The 23,965-nt window shown below is 63.5% G+C and carries 17 protein-coding genes; 7 read left to right on the plus strand and 10 right to left on the minus strand.

Features of this window, described 5'->3' with window-relative positions:
* The first annotated feature begins 19 nt into the window (after positions 1-19).
* From F6X40_RS03980 to F6X40_RS03990, 3 genes are all read left to right on the plus strand, one after another.
* On the plus strand, positions 20-2,569 hold the full coding sequence (locus tag F6X40_RS03980) for a type VI secretion system Vgr family protein (protein ID WP_187626899.1): 2,550 nt from the start codon (positions 20-22) through the stop codon (positions 2,567-2,569).
* 89 nt (positions 2,570-2,658) lie between these two features.
* Positions 2,659-2,925, plus strand: a complete 267-nt coding sequence (locus F6X40_RS03985) for a PAAR domain-containing protein (protein ID WP_090810707.1) — start codon at positions 2,659-2,661, stop codon at positions 2,923-2,925.
* A 16-nt stretch (positions 2,926-2,941) separates the two neighbouring features.
* Positions 2,942-6,376: an RHS repeat-associated core domain-containing protein gene (locus F6X40_RS03990; protein WP_187626900.1), complete on the plus strand. Its 3,435-nt coding sequence runs from the start codon at positions 2,942-2,944 to the stop codon at positions 6,374-6,376.
* Here the strand turns inward: F6X40_RS03990 and F6X40_RS03995 are convergent.
* The 8 genes from F6X40_RS03995 to F6X40_RS04030 all read right to left on the minus strand — a co-directional run bounded on the left by F6X40_RS03995 (position 6,281) and on the right by F6X40_RS04030 (position 14,753).
* Positions 6,281-7,684, minus strand: coding sequence for a GlcNAc-transferase family protein (locus F6X40_RS03995; RefSeq protein ID WP_187626901.1), 1,404 nt, complete (start codon positions 7,682-7,684; stop codon positions 6,281-6,283). The two genes, F6X40_RS03990 and F6X40_RS03995, sit on opposite strands and share 96 nt — an antisense overlap.
* Before the next feature lie 41 nt (positions 7,685-7,725).
* Positions 7,726-8,742, minus strand: coding sequence for a fimbrial protein (locus F6X40_RS04000; RefSeq protein WP_187626902.1), 1,017 nt, complete (start codon positions 8,740-8,742; stop codon positions 7,726-7,728).
* Between the two features lie 72 nt (positions 8,743-8,814).
* Entirely contained in the window at positions 8,815-9,888 is a 1,074-nt protein-coding gene (locus tag F6X40_RS04005; RefSeq protein ID WP_187626903.1) for an ImpA family type VI secretion system protein, read from the minus strand.
* Positions 9,885-10,952 carry a type VI secretion system baseplate subunit TssG gene (gene tssG, locus F6X40_RS04010; protein WP_187626980.1) on the minus strand — a complete coding sequence of 356 codons (1,068 nt, stop codon included), beginning with the start codon at positions 10,950-10,952 and terminating at the stop codon, positions 9,885-9,887. Before tssG ends, F6X40_RS04005 begins: the two co-directional genes overlap by 4 nt.
* A 2-nt stretch (positions 10,953-10,954) precedes the next feature.
* Positions 10,955-12,835: a type VI secretion system baseplate subunit TssF gene (gene tssF / locus F6X40_RS04015; RefSeq protein WP_187626904.1), complete on the minus strand. Its 1,881-nt coding sequence runs from the start codon at positions 12,833-12,835 to the stop codon at positions 10,955-10,957.
* 1 nt (position 12,836) lies between these two features.
* On the minus strand, positions 12,837-13,355 hold the full coding sequence (gene tssE / locus F6X40_RS04020) for a type VI secretion system baseplate subunit TssE (protein ID WP_187626905.1): 519 nt from the start codon (positions 13,353-13,355) through the stop codon (positions 12,837-12,839).
* Positions 13,352-14,188 (minus strand): type VI secretion system accessory protein TagJ, encoded by an 837-nt coding sequence (locus F6X40_RS04025; protein WP_187616466.1) that lies wholly within the window; start codon positions 14,186-14,188, stop codon positions 13,352-13,354. The genes tssE and F6X40_RS04025 overlap by 4 nt, the downstream gene beginning before the upstream one ends.
* Complete coding sequence (locus F6X40_RS04030) at positions 14,172-14,753, minus strand: TagK domain-containing protein (RefSeq protein WP_262421359.1); 582 nt, start codon at positions 14,751-14,753, stop codon at positions 14,172-14,174. Before F6X40_RS04030 ends, F6X40_RS04025 begins: the two co-directional genes overlap by 17 nt.
* 650 nt (positions 14,754-15,403) lie before the next feature.
* On the opposite strand from F6X40_RS04030, the gene tssH reads away from it, so the two are divergent.
* From tssH to F6X40_RS04045, 3 genes are all read left to right on the plus strand, one after another.
* The gene (gene tssH, locus F6X40_RS04035; protein ID WP_187626907.1) at positions 15,404-18,097 is read left to right on the plus strand and encodes a type VI secretion system ATPase TssH; all 2,694 of its coding nucleotides are present in this window, start codon (positions 15,404-15,406) and stop codon (positions 18,095-18,097) included.
* 545 nt (positions 18,098-18,642) lie between these two features.
* The gene (locus tag F6X40_RS04040; protein WP_018422661.1) at positions 18,643-19,026 is read left to right on the plus strand and encodes an SHOCT domain-containing protein; all 384 of its coding nucleotides are present in this window, start codon (positions 18,643-18,645) and stop codon (positions 19,024-19,026) included.
* Between the two features lie 106 nt (positions 19,027-19,132).
* Positions 19,133-19,687, plus strand: coding sequence for a hypothetical protein (locus F6X40_RS04045; protein ID WP_409259948.1), 555 nt, complete (start codon positions 19,133-19,135; stop codon positions 19,685-19,687).
* A gap of 8 nt (positions 19,688-19,695) precedes the next feature.
* On the opposite strand, the gene F6X40_RS04050 is transcribed toward F6X40_RS04045, so the two are convergent.
* A complete protein-coding gene (locus tag F6X40_RS04050; RefSeq protein ID WP_187626908.1) occupies positions 19,696-21,282 on the minus strand; it encodes a phospholipase D family protein in 1,587 nt (528 codons plus the stop codon).
* Positions 21,283-21,578: 296 nt separating this feature from the next.
* Here F6X40_RS04050 and F6X40_RS04055 point away from each other — a divergent pair, with 296 nt between their 5' ends.
* Positions 21,579-22,367: a hypothetical protein gene (locus tag F6X40_RS04055; RefSeq protein WP_187626909.1), complete on the plus strand. Its 789-nt coding sequence runs from the start codon at positions 21,579-21,581 to the stop codon at positions 22,365-22,367.
* Between the two features lie 39 nt (positions 22,368-22,406).
* Here F6X40_RS04055 and F6X40_RS04060 read toward each other — a convergent pair whose 3' ends face one another.
* Positions 22,407-23,684, minus strand: coding sequence for a hypothetical protein (locus F6X40_RS04060; protein WP_187626910.1), 1,278 nt, complete (start codon positions 23,682-23,684; stop codon positions 22,407-22,409).
* Positions 23,685-23,965: the final 281 nt, after the last annotated feature.

A 23,965-nucleotide genomic window follows, 5' to 3' on the forward strand; every position in this document is an offset into this window, starting at 1 on the left:
AGAGAATTTAGAGGAGTGCATGTCAAGTAATCCCTTGAACGCGATAAGTGTGCAAAGCCGCTCAGTGACCGTATCCAGCGCGGCGATACCGCGGTGGCCGGGGCAGACCGCGGACGGACAGACGCAGCCGGCGCTGGAGTTCATGTCACTGAACGGCGACGAGCATCTCGGCAAGCTGTTTGAGTACGAACTGCTGTTGCGCACGCCTGACGATTACACGGTACCGCTTGCCGTCAGTGCCAACCTCGACCTGAAGGCGCTGCTAGGCAAGGAAATGACCGTCGCGATCGACCTCCAGCCGAGCGCCGACACCGAAGCATGTCAGCGCGAAATCACCGGACTCGTCGTCGCCGCGCAATACCTGCGTCGGGAAGGCCGCTACAACGTCTATCGTGTCGTGCTGAAGCCGTGGCTGTGGCTGGCGACCCTGACGACCGACTACAAGATTTTCCAGAACAGGACGGTCATCGAGATCATCGACGAGGTGCTGAAGGACTATCCGTACCCGGTCGAAAAGCGCCTCGACGTGAGCCGCTATGCGCTCGAGGGTGAGAGTCCGACCAACGAACCGCGCGCGTTCCAGGTCCAGTACGGCGAGACCGATTACGACTTCATTCATCGCCTGATGGAAGAGTGGGGCATCTACTGGTTTTTCGAGCATGCCGACGGCAAGCACCGGCTCGTGCTGTGCGATCACATTGGCGCGCACCGCCACTCGCCGAATCCCTCATACCGGACGCTGGCGTTCCAACCGCAGGGCGGCAAGACCGACACCGAATACATCAGCGCGTTTTCGACGGCCGAAGTCTTGTGCACCGGTCACTACGTGACGAGCGACTTCGACTTCACGCGTTCGCGCGCCGACATGCGGGCGATCAATCAGCAACCGCGCGACACCAGCTGGAACCTGCTCGAGCGCTACGACTGGCCGGGCGACTACACCGACAGCAGCCACGGTGAACTGCTGGCGCGTACGCGCATGGAAGCACTGCGCGCGCCGGGTACGCGAGCGAAAGGCGAAGGTAACGTACGGGGACTCGCGTGCGGGCAGACGTTCGTGCTGACCAACTACGACTATACGGCCGCGAACTGCGAATACCTCGTCATCGGTACAAAGCTCGACCTGACCGGTACGCCGGACGAATCGGGTAGCGGCTACGAATACACCTGCAGCAACAAGTTCGACGTGCAACCGACAAGCGAAGTGTTCAGACTGCCGCGGGAGACCTCGAAGCCGGTCGTCAACGGGCCGCAGTCGGCTGTCGTCGTGGGTCCCGAGGGCAAGGAACTGTGGACCGACGAATTCGGCCGCGTGAAGGTCCGCTTCGTCTGGGACCGTTACGGCCAAAACGTCGAAACCGACTCCTGCTGGGTCCGTGTGAGCCAGGCGTGGGCCGGTCAGGGTTTCGGTGGCATCTACATTCCGCGCATCGGCCAGGAAGTCATCGTCGACTTCTGGAACGGCGACCCGGATCGTCCGCTGATCACCGGGAGCCTGTACAACGCGGCGACGCGTCCGCCCTATGACTTGCCAGGCAACGCGACGCAGAGCGGTTTCATGAGCCGGTCGATGGAAGGGGGCCTGCAGAACTACAACAGCATCCGCTTCGAGGACAAGGCGGGTGCCGAGGAATTCACGTTGCAGGCGGAACGGGACATGAACCGCCTGACGAAGCTGAATGAGTCACACGTCGTCGGTGCCGACTACACGATCGGCGTGGCCGCGGCGCACAGCATGACCGTCGGGGCGACGTCCAGCACGATCGTCGGCGGCAAGTACTCGGTAAGGGTGAAGGGTGTCGCCTTCTATTCCGTGGGTCTTGCACACTTTGTCTCGATTGGCGGGGCGGAGGAGACCGCGGTTGGGGGTGCCTCCCTTCTGACGGTGGGCGGTGCACGTACGGTCACGGTTGGTGGCGCGTCGACGCACGCGGTAGGCGGAGCCTATTCGCTGTCGGCCGGGGGGGCGCTGTCTATCGTGTGCGGCAAGTCGTCGCTGACCATGAACAAGGATGGCGAGATCAAGCTCATTGGTAAGTCGATCCGCATCCAGGGTGACACCCGTGTCGTGGTGCAAGGCACGCCGCTGGACCTTAACCCCGGTGACAAGGAATGCGGCAGCTCAGTGACGGTGCCAGTTCCTGTAGTGGTGCTCGATGCGCTGGACGTTCCAGTTATTCCGCCACCTCCATCGGACGAGCCGCTTCCGACGATATGTCCGCTTCCGACGGAAGAACCACTGCCATCGGAGGAGCCGCCGCCGTCGGAAGCGCCGGCACCGTCGGAGGAGCCGGCACCGTCCGAAGAGCCGGCACCATCGGAAGAACCGCCGCCATCGGAAGAACCGCCGCCATCGGAAGAGCCGGCACCATCGGAAGAACCGCTGCCATCGGAAGAGCCGCCGCCGTCCGAAGAGCCGGCACCATCGGAAGAGCCGCCGCCGTCCGAAGAGCCGGCACCATCGGAAGAGCCGCCGCCGTCCGAAGAGCCGGCACCATCGGAAGAGCCGCCGCCGTCGGAGGAGCCGCCGCCGTCCGAAGAGCCGCCCGCAACCGGCTCGGACGCGTAACAGCGTATTTCGCAATACCGTGCAGACGGCGAATGCCTTCGCGCATCGCCCTGCACGGACGTTCAGTTTCCATGAGGAGAAAATCGATCATGTTTCCAGCGGCTCGCAAAGGCGATGCGATCGGACATGGCGGTTCGATCGTCTCGGGTTCCCCGACGGTCTTCATCAATCGATTGCCTGCGGCGCTCGTCGGTATGAGCTCTGCCGTTTGCGCGCTGCACCCGTGCTCGCAAGCTGTGGTCGCGGGTTCGGGTACGGTGTTGATCAACAACGTGCCGGCGGCATTGGTTGGCGGCAAGGTTTCGTGTGGCGCGCCGTGTTCCGCTGGCTCGCCAGACGTGCGCATCGGTTCATGATGACGATGGGGGCCATGTGACGACGGGAGTCGCGGGAATCGGCGGCGAGCTGGTCGGCTTGCCCGGCGTCGTCTTGCCCCTCGCCAGTGTCGGACCGTTGCTCGATCGCTGTGAGCGGCTCGGCGACGTCGTCGACCGCTTTCGGATGCGTCGTGCGCTGTCGGGCATTCTGTGCGGCTCGGTCGAGGTAATCAGCGGCAGCAAAATCTGCCTACCTACCGACGAAACCGACTTCAGGCTGCGAGGCCGTCTTCCGCTCGTATGGTCGCGTTGTTATTCGAGCGAGCAGCACGCGCTCGGGCTGCTCGGCGTCGGTTGGCGCACGAGTTGGGAAGTCACGCTGCACAAGCGGGACGATCAACTGCTCTACACCGACGGATACGGCAGCACGCTCAGCGTGCCGTTTCCCGAGCGCGGGTCGCAGGTGATTGCGTCGGCTGCGCAGTTGCACATCGCGCATCTGAGCGACGGACGCCTCGTCGTCGCGGATCTGACGCCGCATTACCGCGTGTTCGGCGACTTCGACGCGAACGGAATCGCACGGCTCAAATACGTCGAGGATCTTCGTCAGCAGCGGATCGGCCTGATCTGGGATCCCGGCGGGCGCTTGCTGCGCATGCGTGGGACCTGCGGCCACGAGCTGCGCATGCACTACGAAGCGCGGATGGGCGCGCGTCTGAGCGCTGTCGAGTGTGTCGACGGCGGTCCCACCGGCGCGCTGGTCCAGTACGGCTACAGCCAGCGCGGCGAACTCACCGAGGTACGCAACCGGGTCGGCGAAATCGTGCGTCGCTTTGCATACCGCGATGGGCGGATCGTCGAAGAAGCAGACGCGCTCGGAATGGCGACACGCTATGTGTGGCAGACGATCGGCGGCGCCGCGCGGGTGATTCGACGAGTCACGTCAGAAGGCGCGCGTGAGCGTTTCGCCTACGACTTCGATAGCCGGACCAGTGAGGTCAGCGACGTCTTCGGCAACAGGGCGCATTGGCAATACGACGAGCAGGGCCGCGTGCTGTCGCACACAGACTTCGACGACCGGCGCTACCGGTTCGACTACGGCGACGCCGTCGCGCCGCTCACCATGCAACTGCCCGGCGAGCGGGTGGTTCACGTCGAATACGACGGGCTCGGACGCGTCGCGTGTGAGACGGATCTCCAGGGCGCAACCCGCTCGACGCAGTATGCGTTTGCGTCACGCGAGCCCGTGTCAGTTGCGTTGAGCGATGGCCGTGTGTGGATGTGGGCACGCAACGATCGCTTGCAGCCGTTGCACTATCAAACCCCGTCTGGAGAATTCACGCGTTTCGAATATGGTGACGATGGCGATGTCGTGTGCTCGACGGATGCGCAGGGGGTCGCCACGACCTTTGCGCATAACGCGTGGGGGCAGGTGACACGTCGCACCGGAGTTGGCGGAAGCACGACGGACTACGAGTATGACGTCAATGGTTACGTAGTCAGTGTGACCGACGCGCTCGGCGCGGTCACGCGAATCGAGCGCGATGGGCTCGGCCGACCGTTGACCATCACGCGTCCGGACGGACAGGCCGAGCGTCATGTGTGGAATGCGGCTGGCCAGCGGACGTCGTTCGTCGGCCCGAGTGACCGAAGCCGGCACTGGTATCGAGACCGGCGCGGCAATGTCGTACGCGCGGTCGACGAAGAGGGGCACGTGATCGTGCGTCGATACGATGCGCATGGGCGCCCGGTTCGAATCGAAAGCGCGAACGGCGCGGTGCAGTTGCTTCGGTGGAATGCGAGCAGTTGCCTGTCGATCACGGATGCCGATGGCGTGGAACGCAACTTCGACTATGCGAATACCGGGCAGGTCCGTTGTCTCACGTGGCAGGCGGGCGCGCAACAGCGTCGCGAAACGTTCGACTACGACCGCGCGGGCCGTCTGATCCGGCGTGAGACCGCGCACAACCGCTATATGTATCGCTACGGGCCGCGCGGATTGCTCGACTGCGTGAGCCGCGAGCCAACACGAGAAGGCGAGCTACTCGGAATCGGAGCGGATGAGATCCGCTTCGAACACGACGCCGGTGACCGTCTGATCGCCGAGCACGGCGCAAACGGCACACTGCGCTACACGTACGACGTCGTTGGCCGCCTTGTCGCGATTCAGCTGCCACAGGGGCAGGAGTTGCGTATGCGTCGCTTCGAAACTGGCGCTGTCGCGTTCGTCGAACTAAACGATCGACAGATTGCGCGCTTCTGGTATGACGCGATGAGGCGTCCGGTTGCGCGCACGCAAGGCCGTTTGCGCACGCATACGGGCTATTCGCCGCTCGGCTTGCCGGTGTGGTGGCGTTCGGTGACGGGGCGCGACGTGGATACGCCGGGCTGCGCGACAGAACCTGTCGCCGGATTGTGGCGCGAAGCCGATTACAGTCTCGCTGACGTGATCGTCAGAACGGGCGCCGAGGTCGACGGTCAGACGTGGTACGACTACGACCGGCGTGGCTGTCTGTTGCGCTCGGTGTCGGAGAAGGGGGACATCGAGTATTTCACGTGGGACGCCGCTGGCAATCTGCTCGATACGCCTGGCGGCAGCTGGTTCCCGGCCGTGTATCCCGACCACCGGTTACGGGAGTGCCGCGGACATCGTTATGACTATGATGTGTGGGGGCAATTGGTGCGTAGGCGTGGCCGCAACCATACGCTAACGCTCGATTGGGATGCGGAGGGGCACGTCATCGCCGCGCATCGCAAGGGCTATACCGTGCGCTATCAGTATGACGCAATCGGTCGGCGTATCGGCAGGCTTGTCGAACCCGCTTCGTCACGGCGCGCGCAGCAGTCATCGACGCCGGAACAGGACGAGCTCACGCGCTATTTGTGGCAAGGACACAGACTGATCCAGCAGCAGCGCGCGATGGAACTGCGCACGTACCTGTATCAACCCGAGCCCGACCGCTCAACCGGCTTCGCGCCGCTCGCTTGCGTGGACCAGACCCTCACCGATGATGGCACGATCAAGAACACGCAGGTCTATCACTATCACACTGACGTCGCCGGTACGGCCGTCGCGCTCACGGATGAGACCGGCCAGGTGGCATGGCGCGGGCGTTACCGGGCGTGGGGCAGTCTCGTGACGCCGGAGTGGCCAAGCAGCGACGCGTTTGCGCAGCCGCTTCGTTATGCCGGCCAATACGCGGACGATGAAACCACGCTGTACTACAACGGTGCGCGTTTTTATGATCCTCACGCGGGCCGCTACATCAGCCCCGATCGCAACGGCGAAGGCGGAGCCAGTCCGTATCGCTACGCGCCGAATCCGCTGACGTGGTGCAGTCCTGTCGGCCGCGCGACGCCGGAGGCGTTTCCGTGCGTCGTCGTCGCGGATGCGTCATGCATCGATGGCGCACCGGACCCGGCTCAATACCTTGCCGGCGTCGTCGAACAACTCCACGACGTAGCAGGCTGGGAGCTGGCCAAGTTCTGATTCGAAAATCACATGGAAGTCGAGCCAGCCGTTTTTCCGGTATCGGGAAAGACCGCTGCCGTCGACGGCCTCGCGGCGCAGTACCGTCTCGTCGTTGCCGTAAATCACGACGGTGACTGACGTCGCGGCCCGCAGCGCGTGCTCGACGCCGGGCGTGACCAGATGCCTGTCGAATCCATTCTGATGCACGCACACACGGACGTCGTTTGCGCGTAGCAGAGAAGCTTTCCATGTCGCTTCGTCGGGACGTTGCGTGCCCGCGACTGGTGGAACATCATTCAATACCGACTGCTGGACACCGCGCCACTTGAAGCCGATGCCCGCGTAGGCCTCGTAATCGGCGAGCGTGCGTTCCGCTCCGAGTCCATACTTGCCGAACTCAACGTCAGCCAACGTTTCTCCGTCGATACCGAGCAGAGCACGATTGCGCTGCAACGAGCGCTCGTTGCGCTCGTGCCAGGGCTCGTCGATTTCACCCCGTTCCTTGGCCTCGTGATTGTGGTCGTTCCACATCTTGACGCGGTATGAGCGCAGATATTCGTGCCAACCGATCAGCCTGTGCGGACTGTACAGGTCATAGCCGTGGGTGAACGCACGGACGGCAAGCGAAATCTCCTCGCCGTGAAAGAAATAGTCAGGATCGTGCTGGACCGCCTGGGCGAAGTGACCGTCGGCAAATGCGAAGTGCGCGCTGAAGAAGCGCGAACGGACCGGGCGAATGCGCATTCTCCAGTCGGAGAGTGTCTTCGAGCGAAACAGGACCACCCCTTCCCTAGAAAACCTTGCATAGGCCAATATCCTCGGCTCGTCGCTGGATCGAGCGTCGTCGTTCTCGGGTTCGTACATCGGAAGGTAGGCGGTCAGCACGGGTTTCGGACTTTCATCGCGTAAAGACTCCAGCATCTCGATTGCGAGCGTGTCCCATGCATCGACGAAGCGGTGGTGCGAATCGAGTTGCAGCGTGTAGCGCTCGCCGCCGTATCGCTGTTGGACCAGATTGCGAGCCCAGCATGCGCCCTGCGTCATCATGTGGGGCACGTCGATCAATTCGATTTTCGCTTCACGATGACTGAGATGTTGGATGGTCCAGCTGTCGGTCTGCTCGGTTCGCCAATTGCCAAAGCCTTGCTGCCAGAATTGGATCATCGTCTCGTCGTGCGCATGCTGCCAGCAGACGATGATCCGTAGTAGATCAGGTTTTTTAGCTTTCTGGATCAAATCCAGCAGGGTGGGAATCAACTGCGGATCGCGATAACTCGCGATTTGCACGAAGATCGAGTGCGGCGGTGTGACGGATAACTGGGTCATGCGCGTTGATTCTGGTGGACCTTCGTCGTTGAATAGTCGATTCAAAGAACGGTCATCGTGACTGTTGCGGTTGCCTGGATCCTGCCTGCGCTCGGCGTTGCTGTTCCGACGCGCAGCACCGTCGCCTCGAGTGCAAACGGCGATTGCATCGCGCCCTGCGGTGTGTGGACGAGGGTGCTCGTCGGGTCGTTGGGCCTGAAGATTGTGTTGGTTGAAACATCCCGCAAACGAATCGCGAGATGCGTCGCGCCGGTGTTCTTCAACATGCTGCTATCTTCTGTATCGGGGGTTCCGGAAAGTACGGCAGTAATCGAAGCCGGTGGCGTGGGCCCGGTGCAGAGCACCGTAAAGTCGACTGGCTGGGTTGGCCCGCTTGTGGTCGACACATCGCTTGGGCCGAACGTGCCGAAATCGATGTTCAGTGTGCTGGTATTGACCGAGCAACTTGGAAGAACCTTGACGTTGATGCTGCCGCCCGTGATGGTCACGACCCGGTTGCCGTCACCCTCGGCGAAGCCGGCTCCCACGGTGTTGAGTATCACGTTGACGTTGCTTGCGATGTCGCCCGTTTTGACCAGTTCGATCTCGAATTGCGAGCCAATGCCGAAGCGCCCATACATAACCTGATTGGGTTCGCCCGCGGGAAAGGACGGCGTAAACGGAAGTGGCGAGTTCACGCCGGTTGCACGAAGATAGGTCAAACGAAAGCCGATACCTGGGACGTTCGTGTTATAGACGGTAGCCCCCAATACAACGGACGGCGTTGCGTTGGAATACTGTATTGATACCGTGCCCCCGTTGGTGCAGTCCGCGAAGTTCGCATAGGTCGCGTACGCCGGCGACAAGCCCGTGGCGATCACCGAGCCGACCGGTAACGCCGGATCGATCGATACCGAGCTTTCCCGGAACGGTATGTTGACCGTTAATGTTTGTCCCGCGATGTAGCCTTGAGACAGCAGTTCGGAAATTTGCGAAGGCTTCAACTGGGTGCAGGTGGCGTACGCGAAATGGGGTATCGCGAAGCAAACCAGGATAAGGAAATGAATGAGTCTTTTCATTGGAAGTTGTTGGTTGACCGGCGGACTGAATGGGCTGACAGCGGGGAAAGTCGCACATGCGCGCACATCGCCTCAACTGTCGGCTACGTCCCATTTAGCGAGTAAATCGGCGGGAATGATATGGGCGAGTTCTGAAAACCGTTTGCCCACCATTCGTTCCGATTGGCGCAGCAAAACAATGACAGGACTGCTCGGTTCGTTTTGCTCGAACCACATGCGTGTTTCCTGAATGGCTGCGAGCGCGCTCCAGCGATCCATTGAAGAAGGCGCAGTGATTGGCAGGTCGGCGGGCGCGTCGGACTGCGGTAGCGTCGCCGTAGCCACGATAGCCGACGCCGATCCACGCACGCTGTCGTTGTCCTGCTTGTTGTCCTGCTCGTTGACGGCTCGGGCGGGCGCTGGCGCGGACCCGCCGCCGCCCACCCGATGCTGCGCGAATGGCTCCAGCGCTCGGGACAACGCGCCGAGATCGGGCGCGTCGGCGTCGAGCATCTCATCGCACCATGCGGCAATGCGCTGCGTCAGACACTGCGCTTCGACCAGTGCGGCTATTGCCGCGTCGCGTCGGCCCCACAATTCCTTTAGCAACCGGGCGACGGATTCAGGGGCGAGCGCGTCCTTCTGGCGCGGCGTCGCGAATGATTTTTCGATATCGCGCAAATGCAGTTGAAGCCCCGCGGCCCTCGGCATCGGGATGTCGCGCGCATCGGCCAGCGTGCCATCCGGTTCGACGAGTCCACCGATCGCGTTGGCGAAAATCGCCGGGTCTCGCTCGCCTTCGAACACGGGCAGCGGGTGGAGCGCTTCGCCATAGCATTCGAGCATCGCCATCAGCAATGCCAGTCCGTCGCGCAGGCCAGCCGCGCCGTCGAGCCGGGTTCGGCAACGCAGCAGGATCACCGCGAGGCGGATGTCTTTTGTCCGCAGCAGCAGCGCGCGGCAGTCCCGTTCAATGTCGGCCCAATTGGCCGTTGGCGGCACGTCGACGAAGTCGCCGTACTGCGCTTCGGCGCGTGGGGCCGCGGCCGCCTGCAGCATCACGAAGGCCGGATCGTATTCGAGATCGGGACCGCAAGGCGCGTGTGCGGAGACCGGTTCGAGCAGATCGGCGTAGCGCAGCACGACGGCGGGAGTGTTGGCGTTCATGCGAGGGAACTCCGGGGTCGGTCGTTGTACTGTTCAGGTTCGAAAACCATGCCGACGACCGGCAGGTCGTCGAGGGAATCACCGAGCCACGTCGAGTAGCCGAGTCTCTGCGACGTGCCGATGCAGGCGGGTGGCGCCGCGCGGGGGTTGACGAGCAGCTTGACCTCCCACGCGTATTCGTGGCCGACGAAGGCTCGCACCCATTCGACGAACGTCGGCAAGTCCTCGCCGTGCGGCGTGAGGCGCAAATACTGATCGAGGTCGAGCGGACCCACGACGAGCCGGAACTTGTGTTGCCGGTCGGGAATTGCCTCGCCGAGTTGGGCGCATTCACCGATGATCGCCGCGGGCCCCGGCACCCCGAGCCTCGTATGTTCCGATGCGCACAGATGGATCCAGTGCGGCACGAATTCTTCGATCGTCATCGGAACACCGAAGTAATGCGAGAGCGTCGCCGCGATGCCGTGCGGAGTTCGCGCCTCGCGCACGAGGTGCGCCGCCGCGCTGTAGCGCGAGTGCGTGGGCAGACAGGACTGCTCCGCCTCGGCCGGGTCGACGCCGATCAGACTGGCGACGTAGAACGAAAACGTTTCGTCGCCGGCACGGTCGAGCGACGCGGTGGCTTGCCCCGATGCCCACGCGCGATAAAACTGCGACAGCGCGCGGTGATGGAACAGATCGACCAGCCCGACGAGCGCATGATCCTGGTGGCTTTCCACACGACTGTGAGCCAGCTCCGTCATATGCAGCGGCAGCGGCCCCTGCGGCCCCCAAAGGCCGAGCCCGAACAGCCGCACGTCGAGGCGACCGTCTCGCATGCCGAGCGACGCGATTTCGCGTGGCGCAAACGCCAGAGTGGGTTGCTGACCGATCCGGAACGGCTCTTCTTGCGGCAGACTCGCGGTGCCCGGCAACGGCATCAGCGGGTCGCGCGCGGCGATAGCCCGCAGCAGGCTCAGGAAGCCGGACTGCCACGGCGTGTCCGGATCGAACCACGCGTCGAGCGATTGCGGATCGAGCGATGATCGCGTTGTCGCGACGGCGCTCGCCATTGCCCCATCCATGCTCATACCGCTCCGCGGCCGCCCATGCGTGGCCGCCATTGGGTGATCAGGCCACGTTGCATCGAACGAAGTTCGGTTTCGGTGAACACGTTGATCGAGACGTGGCGCGCGAGGTAATGCTCGAGCACGAGGCCGAGCAGATACGGGCTGACGCCTGAGAAGCCGGTTTCGTCGACCGTCAGTTCGCAGCGCACGCCACGCCCATACACGAGTAGTCCGTCGCCCGGCAGACGCCGGACCACCGGTTCAGTCCGTGCGCCGACGAGTGCCTCGATCTGCCGTGCCTGTTCGCGCTCGCCTGGGGCGATGAAGAGGCCGAGCATGTTGCGCAGCGCCTGGCCGCCGTCGCCGTGGTCGAGTTCGGCGAGCGGCATGTAGTTGAAGCTCAGCTGCCTGATCAGACGCCACGCCGTTTCACCGCTCGCGTACGGCGCGCGCGGCGCGCTCGGTGCATGCACGAGGCGCACGCCCTCGATCGGCACGGAGTCCGACATCATGAGGTCGGTTTTGCCGTTACGCGGAATCAGGCGCGGCAGGTCACGGTTCGTGACCCACGCTTCGACCGACAGGTAGCGGATGTCGTCAGCGTACGGCGCCTCCGCCTGATCGACGAGCGACACGTAGACCTCGGTCCCGATATACGGCGTACGGGTGCCGTACTTGCGTGCATTGGCCGACAGCGCGCGCTGCTCACGGCGCACCGAAAAATAGCGGCCGTGGTTGCCCACGTCGCTATGCAGCGTCTGATAAAGCGGATTGAACTCGACTTCGAGCGATGTTTGCGCGCGCTGACCGAATACGCGCGATACCGAAAAAATCTCGTAGTCGAGCGGCCGGGTGCGGTCGGCGAGCAGATGAAAGTCGGTTTGCGCGCGATTGATTTCGACGCGGTCGGTGCGCTTGCGAAACAGGTTGATGACCGGCGTACAGAACAGCAGGAAACGCGCTGCGTCGACGTGCGCGGCCAGCTCTTCCGGCAGGCGGTCGAGCAGCAGCACGACCTCGGCCTCCTTGCTGTCGACGCGCGCGAGACCCGCCGCGAGCTGCGTCAGCGCAAAGAAATAGAAGCGCTGGCGGCATGCGAAGTATTCCTGAAGCAGGTTGTGGCCGTGAAACGTATTCCACGTGAGCGGCAGCAGACCCTGTTGCGCTTGCAGACCTTCAAATTCGACCGGTGTTTTCGCGACCACGTGCCCTTCGTCTCTCGACGCGCCGTACGCGCGCACGACCGAGGCGACGCTACCGGCGTGGATCAGCTCGAACAGATGCGAAGCGATACGTTCGTCGCCACCGATGTAAATGGGCAGCCGGTCGAAGTCTGTCATCTGGTTGAACTTCACTTCGCCTGTTGTGCGCAGGCGCAGCCGTAATGCACCGCGCAATTGCAGGTGCGGCAACAGATGGCGATCGGTGTCGGGGATATCCGGCGGCACGGCGCTGAGCCGGGCTTCAGCGATCTCGATAGGCCATAGCGTGACGTCCTGGCTGCTGCGGAATTCGCACGCGGTTTGCTCGCCGGGCGGGATCGCCGAGCGCAGCATGCTTTGCCGGGGCACCTTCAGCCCTCTCGTGAAATCGCCTTCGCGCAGGCTCGGACGCAACTGCGCGACGGCGATCGACGGCGTCGGCGCGACATAGTTCGGATAGACCACTTCGAGCAGGCGCTGCGTAAAGCGCGGAAATTCGGCGTCGAGTTTGATCTGCGTGCGCGCCGACATGAAGCAAAACGCCTCGATGAGCCGCTCAACGTAGGGGTCGGCAACGTCGATGCCCTCCATGCCAAGGCGGCGCGCGATTTTCGGGTGCTGGGCGGCGAACTCGCCGGCCATTTCCCGCATGTAGGTCAGTTCGCGGCTGTAGTAGTCGAGAAATCGTGGGTCCATGTCAACTTCCCTTGCCGGAGCCCAGCTCGAACGTGATGTGATTCATTTCGATGTCGAATGCACTCTGGATGCGAAATTCCAGTGGATAGGGCGACCAGCGCATGAGGCCATGAATCTCGAACTCGAGCTGGTTGTAACGTACCGGGTTCTTGCTATTGAGCGGCCGGATGCGCAGCGACTCCGGAATCAGCCGCGGCTCGAAGCGAACGATCGCGTTGCGGACCATCTTCTCGACGGTTTCCCAGTTGCGACTGGTGAGGTAGCTACCGGACAACGCGGGAATGCCGTAATTGACGACCGACGCGGCTAGGATGGGGTAGCGCGCGATGTCCATTTCGTCGTCCAGGTTCGTCGTGTTGAGCAGCAGGCCGAGATCACGCTGGATGATGCGGCGCATGCCTTCGCTGTTGGGCGCATAGGCCTCCGGCCGCTCGCTGTGCCGCGCGGGCGCATCGTCGAGCAGGCGGTCGATCAGCGACGGCATGTAGGCTTGCCGGTGTCGCGCGTCGGAGGTGGTCATACGTGCTCGTCGTGATTGAACCGGCATTCGCCGATGTCGAGCAGGCCGACGTCGCCCTTGTCGGTGCTCCAGGTTTTCTGGCCGAGCGCGATCACGCCGGTTTCCCCTACGTCTTTCCAGGTAGTTTCGCGCGAGAGCCGGGTGGCGGCGGGACCACTTTCCGAGCCGGGATAGCGCACCGGCAGGTAGCCGCGCAGGATAGTCGCGTCGCGTAGGCCCACGACGGCCGAGCGCCAGACGAGGTCGGTCAGCGCGGTGACCGGACCGAGTGTCAGCGATTTCATCGAGTCGAACGGCACCCAGCGATACCCGCCCGCTACGGTCAGCTCACACACGGGGCCCAGCCGGCTATCGCTGTCGGTCAGCCACTCGAATGCGCCGATCTGCGTGCTGTCGCCGCGCGTGGCCGGCGCGGCGTTCAACGCGGCACCGCGCAGTTCGTCGGCGGCGGCGAGGTTGCCCTCGCCCAGCTTGACGTTGGCTTGCAGCAGCGATTTCACCCACTCGGGCAGCGGATTGATCTCGCCCGGCGCGCGCTGACCCGCGAACACCTCGGCGCGGAACATCTCGCTGCGAATCAGCCCGCGATACATCTGGGCGCGCGATGTGCCTTCCGGCTCTAGCGTGGCCCAGGTTTGCAGCTGCTGTAACGCGCGTTTCCATTCGCCGTCGAGGCACAACAGCTCGAACAACAGCCAGCGTTCGCGCACGTTCGACGGATGCTTGCGCACGTTGTCGATGGTTTGCTCCTTGAGTTCGCAGTAAGTCTGCGCGTCGAGCAGGCTGCGAAGTGTTGGCGTGTCCGACTTGGGCAGGTCAGCGGTTATTTTCATCTGAAAATTCAGGCTCTTCGTATTCGATCGATTCAGGCATGGCGATGTGGCTGTCCATACTGATCATGTGATGTTCTTCGCGCGCAAGCTGCGCGGTTCTGCTCGCACGGTGCGCGGGAATTCCGCGCGGCGCGAGCAGCGCGAGGATCTCGTGCGTTTCGTCCGCCTCGAAAATCTGCTCGGCACTGAACGAGTCAAGGCTATCGAGCAGGGTGTCGATGTTCTTCCCCTTCGTCAGCAGGTCGAACACCGACGCTTCAGCACGCGACGGATCGACAAGCTCGGCGAACGGATCGTGAGGTGAGCCGATGATCGACTCGCCGTGATCTTCGGCCGACGCCCTGGGCTCGTGCGCGTTGCCGCTCTCCTGGCTCAACAGCGCGTGACGATATTCCAGCGTGAGCGCGGCGAGCGGGTCCGCTGCGTCGATGTCGGCTGCCAGAAGCTTTGCCATGCCGTCGTGTGCGCCGGGTTCCGCTAGATTCGGTTCGCGCCGCAACTGCAGCGGATCGTTATCGTCCTCGTCGGCGAGTGCGATCAGGTCGCTGAAGTCGTCCGGCTGCATGAGCACGGGCTCGATCCGGTCCGCGGCAGAATTCACGCTCGACGGTGGTGCCTGGACAAAGTCTCCAGACGTATTCGCTATTTCGAGAGGCGGGTTCCGTAATAAATCGGGCATAGGCTGAAGGTCGGTATGCGCGCTCGGCCCAGCGCGAGGCGAACCCTCCACGCCGGCGTGACGGTCCTCGCGTGCGACGGCCCACTGGCTTGCCTCACGCATTTCCGACAGATCGAGTCGCGAAACGGTTGGAGCGAGCCGGAAAGACTGGATCGTTCGTGCGAAGGTCCTGAGCGCGCTTGCTTCGAAGGGCGAATGGTCCCAGCGTGCGTGATATCCAGTCATGGCCTGACCCGTATGCAACGGCGAATGAGATTTGCCTGGAAAGCGCGCATTTGTAAAAACTCTCTCGCCGCAGAAATAAAAGGATCACCAACTGAAAATGTGGGTTGGCGCGTGGAAGATATGAATGCTACTTCGCGCTCCTTGAGCGGAATATGGGCGACGGCCCAAATACACGCAGCGATCGACCGGCTATCCTTTGTCGCTCGATCAGTCTGGCCGGCGCGCTTTTTCGGATACCTGCCCGCGGAGCGCGGGATGCCAACGCGAGGCCACGCCTTTCCGCTACAAACATCTTTACCTGCAACGTCATCATGTCCATTTCACGCCACGCGTTGTTCGGCAAGCTCGGCGCAACGCTCTTCAGGAGCATCGAATCCGCAACGGCGTTTTCCAAGCTGCGCGGCAACCCGTATATCGAGCTCGCGCACTGGCTGCACCAGTTGCTCGCGCAGTCCGATAGCGACCTGCACCGCATCGTCAGACACTGCGGCATCAGCCGCGAACTGCTCGAGCGGGACCTGCAGACCGCGCTTGCCGCGCTGCCGTCAGGCGCGAGCGCGCTCACGGATTTTTCGCATCACGTCGAGACGGCAATCGAGCGCGCGTGGGTGGTCGCGACGCTGGCATTCGGCGACGGTCGGATCCGCGGCGCATGGCTGATGGCGGCGCTTGTCGAGACGCCTGAGTTGCGGCGCTTGCTGCTGGCCATTTCGCCGGAATTCGGCAAGATTGCCGTCGACGGCCTTCACGATGCGTTGCCGGCGTGGATTGCCGGCTCCCCCGAAGCGGAGGACGCCCCGTACGACCAGAGTGACTTTTCGTCGGCGGTGCCGGGCGAGGCGTCCGGTGCGCTCGCTGCATCGGTGAAGGGCGCGGCACTCGCGCAGTTTTGCGCGGATCTGACCGCACGCGCGCGCGCCGGTGAAATCGATCCGGTGATTGGACGCGAAGTCGAGATCCGCACGATGATCGACGTGCTGTTGCGCCGGCGTCAGAACAATCCGTTGCTGACCGGCGACGCCGGGGTTGGCAAGACGGCGGTAGTCGAAGGCCTCGCGCGCGCGATCGCGGCCGGCGAAGTCCCGCCGAAACTTGCCGACGTGCGGCTGTTGAGCCTCGACGTCGGTGCGCTGCTTGCCGGCGCGAGCATGAAGGGCGAGTTCGAGGCCAGGCTGAAGTCGGTACTCGAGGAGGCGGCGAAGTCGTCGGCGCCGGTCGTGCTGTTCGTCGATGAGATTCACACGCTGGTCGGCGCCGGCGGCCAGGCCGGCACCGGCGACGCGGCGAACCTGCTGAAACCGGCGCTCGCCCGCGGCACGTTGCGCACGATCGGCGCGACGACGTGGGCCGAGTACAAGCGGCACATCGAGAAGGACCCGGCGCTCACGCGGCGCTTTCAGGTGCTGCAGATCGCCGAGCCCGAGGAGCCGTCCGCGATCGATATGGTCCGCGGACTCGCGCGCACGCTCGCGAGCCATCATGGCGTCGTGGTTCTCGACGAAGCGATTCGCGCAGCCGTGACACTGTCGCATCGCTACATCCCGTCGCGTCAGTTGCCGGACAAGGCGATCAGCCTGCTCGACACCGCTTGCGCGCGCGTCGCGCTATCGCAGCATGCGCCGCCGCGCGAGTTGCAGCGGATACGCGAGCGCTTGCAAGCCGCGCGCGTCGAAGCCGAGCTGCTCGGTAACGAGGTGCGCATCGGGCTCGGCAGCGAGGCTGCGCTGGCCGACGTCAAGGCGACCATCGCGACGCTCGAGCTCGAGGAACGTGTTGTCGAAGCCGCCTGGCAGGCCCAGTCCGACGTGGCGAAGGCGCTGGCGCACGCGCGCGAGGTCGAAAGCGAGCGCGCCGCCGCAGCCGGACCCGAGGCCGAAGGGCGCGATCGCGCGGCGACCGCGCTGGAGACGTTGCGCGAGCTGGAGCGGACGTTATCGAACCTGCAGGCGGATACGCCATTCGTGTTCCCGGAAGTCGGCGAAGCGATCGTCGCCGACATCGTCTCTGACTGGACCGGTATTCCAGTCGGACGCATGATCACCGATGAGGTCAGCGCCGTTCAGGTGCTGCCCGCCACGCTGGCAGCGCGCGTGATCGGCCAGCCCGACGCGTTGCAGCAGATCGGCGAGCGCGTGCAGACGGCGCGCGCCGGGCTCGCGGACCCGCGCAAGCCACTCGGCGTCTTCCTGCTCGCGGGGCCGTCCGGCGTCGGCAAGACGGAAACCGCGCTCGCATTGGCGGAGGCGCTCTATGGCGGCGAGCAGAACCTCATCACGATCAACATGAGCGAGTACCAGGAGGCGCATACGGTCTCGGGACTCAAGGGCGCGCCGCCTGGCTACGTCGGGTACGGCGATGGCGGCGTGCTGACCGAAGCGGTGCGCCGACGTCCGTACTCGGTCGTGTTGCTCGACGAGATTGAAAAGGCGCACGGCGACGTGCACGAAATGTTCTACCAGGTGCTGGACAAGGGCTACATGGAAGACGGCGATGGTCGCTATATCGATTTCCGCAATACGACCATCCTGATGACCAGCAATGTCGGCTCCGATCTGACCGCGAGCCTATGCGCGGACGAAATGCTTGCGCCGGACTTTGACGGTCTGCGTTCCGCGCTTTCGACGGAATTGCTGAAGGCGTTTCCGGCCGCCTTCCTCGGACGCGTGACGCTGGTGCCATATCGTCCGCTGGGCTCGGATTCGCTCGCGCGGATCGTGCGTTTGCATCTCGATCGAGTCGTTCGGCGGATGGCGGACAACAACCGCATCGCGCTGAGTTATGCGGCGGAGGTGGTCGACTACATCGTCGGGCGCTGCCTCGTGCAGGAGACCGGTGCGCGTCTTTTGATCGGCTTTATCGAACAGCACGTGTTGCCGCGCCTCGCCCGGCAGTGGCTCGATGCGTTTGCAGCGAAAAGCGCGCTCACGCATATGACGATCGAGGTGACCGATCCAGCCGCGGCACCTGTTGAAGCGCTCGTGGTTCGGTCGTCCTGCCATGTGTAGTCGGCTTCGCACTCGGTGACCTGCATCGCGAATGACGAGTCGTTGATCGTGCAGCGGCGTGACGAGGCGCATAGCCGGCCGGTCAGGGGCTGCATGGATGCTTCGCAAACGTCTCTTTTGGCATTTTTTTGCGGGCCAAAGCGCTGGTTTTTTGACATCATTTTCACATATGCATGTTCAATGCCACGCGGCATGATCGCCACACCACCAGAAATCGTCAATCGAACGCAATCCTTAAAAATTGCTCGCGTTACACGATCGGGATAAGCTATAAAGATAAAAAGATCCGCATCATGCATTTGCGGCGCCCGAAGTGAGGAGCACAAATGAAAGACGTGACGACCAGGGGGTTTGCGGCTTTAAACGAGCCATTGAAACTCATGCATGTCTTTCATACAGTATGAATGCGCGTGCGCAATCGACATGCGGTCATGGTAGGTTTTCGGCGCTGCCGTGCTGATCGTATGCGTCATCCATAGCGGGGCAACCATAGGTCGAAATCCGTTAAGCCTTTCAATTGCAACCGGAATGACTGGAGAACAACAATGCTTTTCTTTAATGATGGTTTCACATTCCCGAATTTTCTGGCCGACGTTTTCTCCATCTTCATCTTTATCCTGTGGTTCTGGCTGTTGATCACGGTGTCGAGCGACCTGTTCCGCCGCCATGACGTGTCCGGATGGGGCAAGGTTCTGTGGGTGATTTTTCTCATCATCCTGCCGTATATCGGCATCTTCGCGTATCTGCTCACGCAGCATCGCGGCATGGCGGAACGCGATCAGGCGCGGGCCAAGCAGGTGCGCGAAGATCTGCGCAGTGTGGTGGGCTTCAGTGTCGCCGACGAAATCGAGAAGCTCGACAAGCTGAAAGCGTCCGGTTCGATTTCCGGGGAAGAGCACTCGCGTCTGCGCGCGAAGCTCGTGCAGTAAGCGTCGGTTACCGGACTGCAGCCATGGGCGAGCGGGCGCGCAGCCCGTGTCGCCTCGGCTTTTGCGCGGTGAGGGATCGTGCGATCGAACGTAACGGGAGGAACCCTTGCTTACCCGCCTCGCCCACGTTCGGAACGCTGCCGCGCGAACCGCGCGCGCGCCGCTGGCATTGCGCCGCGCCGCGCTCACGTGTGCGACGGCGTTGATGCTCGCGGCTTGCGCGCAACCGTGGCAGCAATTCCAGGCGGGTCAGGATCAAGCGGCGATCGTCGCCCGCATGGGTCCGCCGCGCGAAGTCTATGACCTGCCGGGGGGCGGCCGCCGACTGATGTGGCCGACCCAGCCGATGGGCTCGACCACCGTCGCCGCCGATATCGACGCTTCAGGCAAGATCGTGAACGTGCGTCAGGTCTTGCAGTTGAGCGAATTCAATCGCGCGGAAATCGGCAAATGGACGCGCGACGATGTGCTGATCAATTTCGGCCGCCCCGTGCAAACGCAGTTCTTCCGGCTCTCGCAACGCGAAGTCTGGTCATACCGTTATATCGAAAGCAACATCCACCACATGCTGTTCAATTTCGCGTTCGACACCAACGGCGTGTTGCGCGAGACGCAGCGCACGCCCGATCCACTGCGAGATCGCGATTTGCGACGATTCTGAACTGTGAGCTATAGCAGCGACTCAATTGGCATAATCGACAGCATCCAAACACCGAGCCGTGCGTACCACGTCGTATTCGGTTCGGTGTCGTGGCGGGTTTCGACGGCGCCGTTGGTTTCGATCCAGTACAGCTTGCCGTTTTTGTCGAGATGCACCGCGTACGCGACGCTCGGCAGCAGCGCGAGAAACTTGCGATCGACCCGCGTCGCGAGCTCGGTGCTGTCGATGACGAGTCCAAGCTCGGTATTCAGATGCGCGGAGCGCGGATCGAAGTTGAACGAACCGACGAAGACCCGCTGGGAGTCCACGATGAAAGTCTTCGCATGCAAGCTCGACCCGGAGCTGCCGAACGGCCCCGGCGACTGTTCTTTCTTGTAGGTGGCGCCCGCCACGCGCCGCAATTCATACAGGTGCACGCCGTTTTGCAGCAACTCGACGCGCCGCCTCATATAGCCCGAGTGCACGGCGACGACATCGGTCGCTTCGAGCGCGTTCGTCAACACCCGCACGTCGACGCCCTGGGCGGCGAGCCCGCTCAGATACCGCGTGCCCGTGTTTGCCGGCACGAAGTACGGGGAGACGAGGTCGAGCGACTTCGTCGGCTGGCCCATCACTTCGCGGAGCTGGTGGGAAATCAGCGCTTCCGGCGGCGCGTCGTTCAGGCCTTTCGCGGGGTCGTCGCTGATCATCTTCGTTTTGGCCCAGTCGAGCGGCAGCTTGTCGTCGAGCAGGTTCTGCACGACGCGCGGGCCGCGCAGCGCTTGCTTATACTCAGCGGCGGCAGGATCCTGCTCGATCGCCTGCGCATTACGCTCCAGCGTGGCCAGCTCATCGACGCTCTCGTGCGGCAGGATCTTCCCGACCGGATACGCCGACGCGCTTGCCCAGTAGCGGTCGAAATCGCGCGAGACGTCGGTCGCGGCCGGTCCGACCGCGAGTACGTCGAGGTCGGCGAAGACGACGCCGTCGGTGGCATCGAAATACTCGTCGCCGATGTTGCGGCCGCCGAGGATCGTCGCGGTGGCGTCGGCGGTCAGGGACTTGTTGTGCATGCGCCGATTGGCGCGCGAAAAGTCGGTCACGAAGCCGAGGATTTTCGGGCTGCGCACGACGAACGGGTTGAACAGGCGCACCTCGATGTTCGGATGCGCGTCGAGCGCCGCCAGTGTCGGGTCGAGCGCGGAGGCGATGCCGAGATCGTCGAGCAGCAGGCGCACCCGCACGCCCCGGTCCGCCGCTTCGTGGATCTGTTCTAGCAGCAGCGTGCCGGTCAGATCGTCGCGCCAGATGTAGTACTGGATGTCGAGCGTGCGTTGCGCGGAACGGATCAGGTCCATGCGCGCGGCAAACGCGACATGCGCATCCGCCAGCGGATAAATGCCCGCCAGCCCCGCGTGCGCGGCCAGCTCGGGCGCGACCGCGCGACCGATATCCGTGGTGGCCGCCACCGCGGGCGACAACGCATGCGACTCCTGGCGACCCTCGAGCGACGGTAACGGCGCGCAGCCGGCCAACAGGCTTGCGCACAGCAGCGCGCACAGCGCGCTTCTCCATCGGCGATGCGGGAACGACGGGTGGTGTATCTGCGCTTGCATGGAGTCCAGGTCTTCATTTGGGCCGCGCGCATGCTTGCACGCAACTTGCATTGGTTGAGAAGAATACTATGAGCGCATGCCCATCGGTGCGCCGCCCGACGCTCTTGTTGCGCAGAGCGCTTTGTCCGATGATACGAGCAGGCTGCGCGAATTCGAACGGGGGCCAACCCGGCTGCGCATCGACCGCATGGCTTCCATGCAATCGAGCGTGATCCGCTCCGTGTCAGCGTAAAGGGTCATAAAGGGTCCGGTTCACGGCGCCTTCGAGCGTTTCGCCCACTGTGGAGTCGAGCAACGTGAAGATCTCCCGCTTGCTGCTTGCTAGCGTGCTGCTTTTCGTGGTGGGCACCGCGCTGCAGATGATATGGCCGCTCGCGCAGCCGGCCTCGTATCACCACTTCGCCGATCAACGCTCGCTGGGGCCGCTGCACCATGCGGCGGACGTGCTGTCGAACGTCGTCATTCTGATCGCCGGTGTGCTCTGTCTGCATTGGGTCCGGCGCCATGCGTCCGACCAGCCGGCGCAATTTCCCGGCATGGTCGTCGCCGCGCTCGGGCTGCTCTTCACCGCGTTCGGCTCGGCTTACTACCACATGGCGCCCAACGATGCGACGCTCGTCTGGGACCGCCTGCCGATGACCATCGTATTCGCCGGCATCCTCGCCATGCTATGGACGTCGTGGAGCGGACAGCGCGTCGGCTGGGCGCAGATGCTGATCATGGTGGTCGTGTCGCCCGCCACCGTCGGCTACTGGCTCGTGTTCAACAGCCTGTGGCCTTACGCGATTCTTCAGTTCGGCGGGCTCATGCTGATCGTCGGCCTGACGCTCATGCGCAAGGTGGACGGCGTGATCGCGTGGACGCTCGTGATCGTCTTCTACGGGGTCGCGAAGATTTTCGAAAGCCTCGATTGGCAGATATGGGAGCTGACGCATCACGTGATCGCCGGCCATGCGTTGAAGCACGTGTCGAGCGGTCTCGCCGGCGCGGCGATGATTCTGGTCGCGAACGCGGCGCCGCGCTCCGTCGCGGGCATCGTGCCGCGCGGACCGGGCGGTATCGGGCATTCGGGTACGTCGCGTTGAAGCCGCGCCATGGCGAAGTGACGCGGCCTCCGGCCGACGTCACTGCGGTTCGTACCACGAATACGTCGCCAACGTGCTTACCGGCGGCGTACCGATTTGCAGCGTGATGTCGCGCAACGACGTCAGCTCGATACTGCGCAAGTCGCCCATATAGCGGCGCGAATCGCCGTTGTCGTTGATATACGCGACCACGTCGCCCATGATGCCCGCGACGTTCGTGTTCGTCAGCGGCTCGCCCCAGATATCGAAGAAGTCGCCGAGCGTATAGGTCTTGAGGTTCGGCGCTTCGATATGGATGATGCCGGTGTTGTCGTGCGTATGCATCTCATACGTGCATTGCGACAGGATGCCGACGTTCATCGGCAACGCGAGCCACTGCCCGTCCTTGATGATCGCGAGGTGCGCGTGCACGTGGTACAGCACGCTCATGTCCGGCGCGCAGGTCAGGCCGTCGACCGGCGTGCCGGTGCCGCCCGTCGAGGTCGTGCCGTTCGGCCAGAACGACGAGCCGACCACGCCTCCGAAGACGAGCGTGATCGGGTTCGGGTCGAACGGCGGCGGATCGGTCCAGGTGTAGGTGGGCACTTGGGTGACAGGCGTGCCGACCATGACCGTGATTTCGGTGTGCGGCTCCAGCACGAGGCTCGCGGGGTCGCCCGTATATTGCGTGAGCGTGCCGCCGTCGTTCACGTAGATCGCGATTGGCGAGGCGGTCAATCCCGCCACGTTCGACGCACTCAGCGTCTCGCCCCAGATCGAGAAGAACTGGCCGAGCGTATAGGTCGCGCCGGTCGTCGCGTCCATATGGATCTTGCCGCTCGAATCGACCGTGTGCACCGGATACGCGCAGCCAGTCGGCGTGGTCAGGGTCGGCTCGACCATGCCGATGTTGGGTGGCAGCGTCAGGAGTTGCCCGTTCTGGTAGATCGACAGATGCGCGTACGTGTACGCGGTACTGCGCAACCCGCAGTTCAGTCCGCTGACGGGCTGACCGGTTCCGCCCGAAGCCGTGACGCCCGCGGGCCAGATGGCGGCGCCGAGTGTCGTGCCGTCGATGATCGGCGTCGCGGCGGCGAGCTTCGGTGTCGTGGCGCTCGCGTCGGATGCGCTCGACGGGCTCGACGCGGGGGCCGGGCTAGATGCCGGTGTCGGACTCGACGCGGGCGCGGGACTCGATGCTGGCGTGGTCGCGCCAGCCGCGCCGTTCGAGCCGGTGCTGGCCGGGTCGGCGCCGCTGCCGCCCCCACCACCGCCACAGGCGGACAATGTCCACATCAGACCCACTGCGACGAATCGCGACCCCAGCCGTTGCAGCATCTCGTACTCCCATGTCGTGAGGTGAGAGGATGCGTGCAATCGGACATCACGCACAGATATACCGCGGACATCGCACGGGCACGCGCGGCGCGGCTTCACTGCATGGATTCGGCCGTGCGCTGCCACCGCGTGACGCAGGCGCTCGCTTCGGATCACGTCAGGTGATTGAAACCGATTAGGGCAGCGTAGCAGATGGGTTTCACGAGCGAATCCGGCGCATCGCAACGTTTCGCGACATTCTGCTGGCGCATTTCGAGGTGTCGGCCCGGAGTTTGCCGGCG

Source organism: Paraburkholderia sp. UCT31 (assembly GCF_014397655.1).
Taxonomy (GTDB): Bacteria; Pseudomonadota; Gammaproteobacteria; order Burkholderiales; family Burkholderiaceae; genus Paraburkholderia; species Paraburkholderia tuberum.

Bases quoted from the DNA above. Each gene is read 5' to 3' on its own strand.
- F6X40_RS04030 (WP_262421359.1), bottom strand. From the start codon at position 14,753: ATGCAGCCGGACGACTTCAGCGACCTGATCGCACTCGCCGACGAGGAC.
- tssH (WP_187626907.1), top strand. From the start codon at position 15,404: ATGTCCATTTCACGCCACGCGTTGTTCGGCAAGCTCGGCGCAACGCTC.
- F6X40_RS04040 (WP_018422661.1), top strand. From the start codon at position 18,643: ATGCTTTTCTTTAATGATGGTTTCACATTCCCGAATTTTCTGGCCGAC.
- F6X40_RS04060 (WP_187626910.1), bottom strand. From the start codon at position 23,684: ATGCTGCAACGGCTGGGGTCGCGATTCGTCGCAGTGGGTCTGATGTGG.
- F6X40_RS04000 (WP_187626902.1), bottom strand. From the start codon at position 8,742: ATGAAAAGACTCATTCATTTCCTTATCCTGGTTTGCTTCGCGATACCC.
- F6X40_RS04050 (WP_187626908.1), bottom strand. From the start codon at position 21,282: ATGCAAGCGCAGATACACCACCCGTCGTTCCCGCATCGCCGATGGAGA.
- F6X40_RS03985 (WP_090810707.1), top strand. From the start codon at position 2,659: ATGTTTCCAGCGGCTCGCAAAGGCGATGCGATCGGACATGGCGGTTCG.
- tssE (WP_187626905.1), bottom strand. From the start codon at position 13,355: ATGACCACCTCCGACGCGCGACACCGGCAAGCCTACATGCCGTCGCTG.
- tssF (WP_187626904.1), bottom strand. From the start codon at position 12,835: ATGGACCCACGATTTCTCGACTACTACAGCCGCGAACTGACCTACATG.
- F6X40_RS03995 (WP_187626901.1), bottom strand. From the start codon at position 7,684: ATGACCCAGTTATCCGTCACACCGCCGCACTCGATCTTCGTGCAAATC.
- tssG (WP_187626980.1), bottom strand. From the start codon at position 10,952: ATGGATGGGGCAATGGCGAGCGCCGTCGCGACAACGCGATCATCGCTC.
- F6X40_RS03980 (WP_187626899.1), top strand. From the start codon at position 20: ATGTCAAGTAATCCCTTGAACGCGATAAGTGTGCAAAGCCGCTCAGTG.
- F6X40_RS04005 (WP_187626903.1), bottom strand. From the start codon at position 9,888: ATGAACGCCAACACTCCCGCCGTCGTGCTGCGCTACGCCGATCTGCTC.
- F6X40_RS04025 (WP_187616466.1), bottom strand. From the start codon at position 14,188: ATGAAAATAACCGCTGACCTGCCCAAGTCGGACACGCCAACACTTCGC.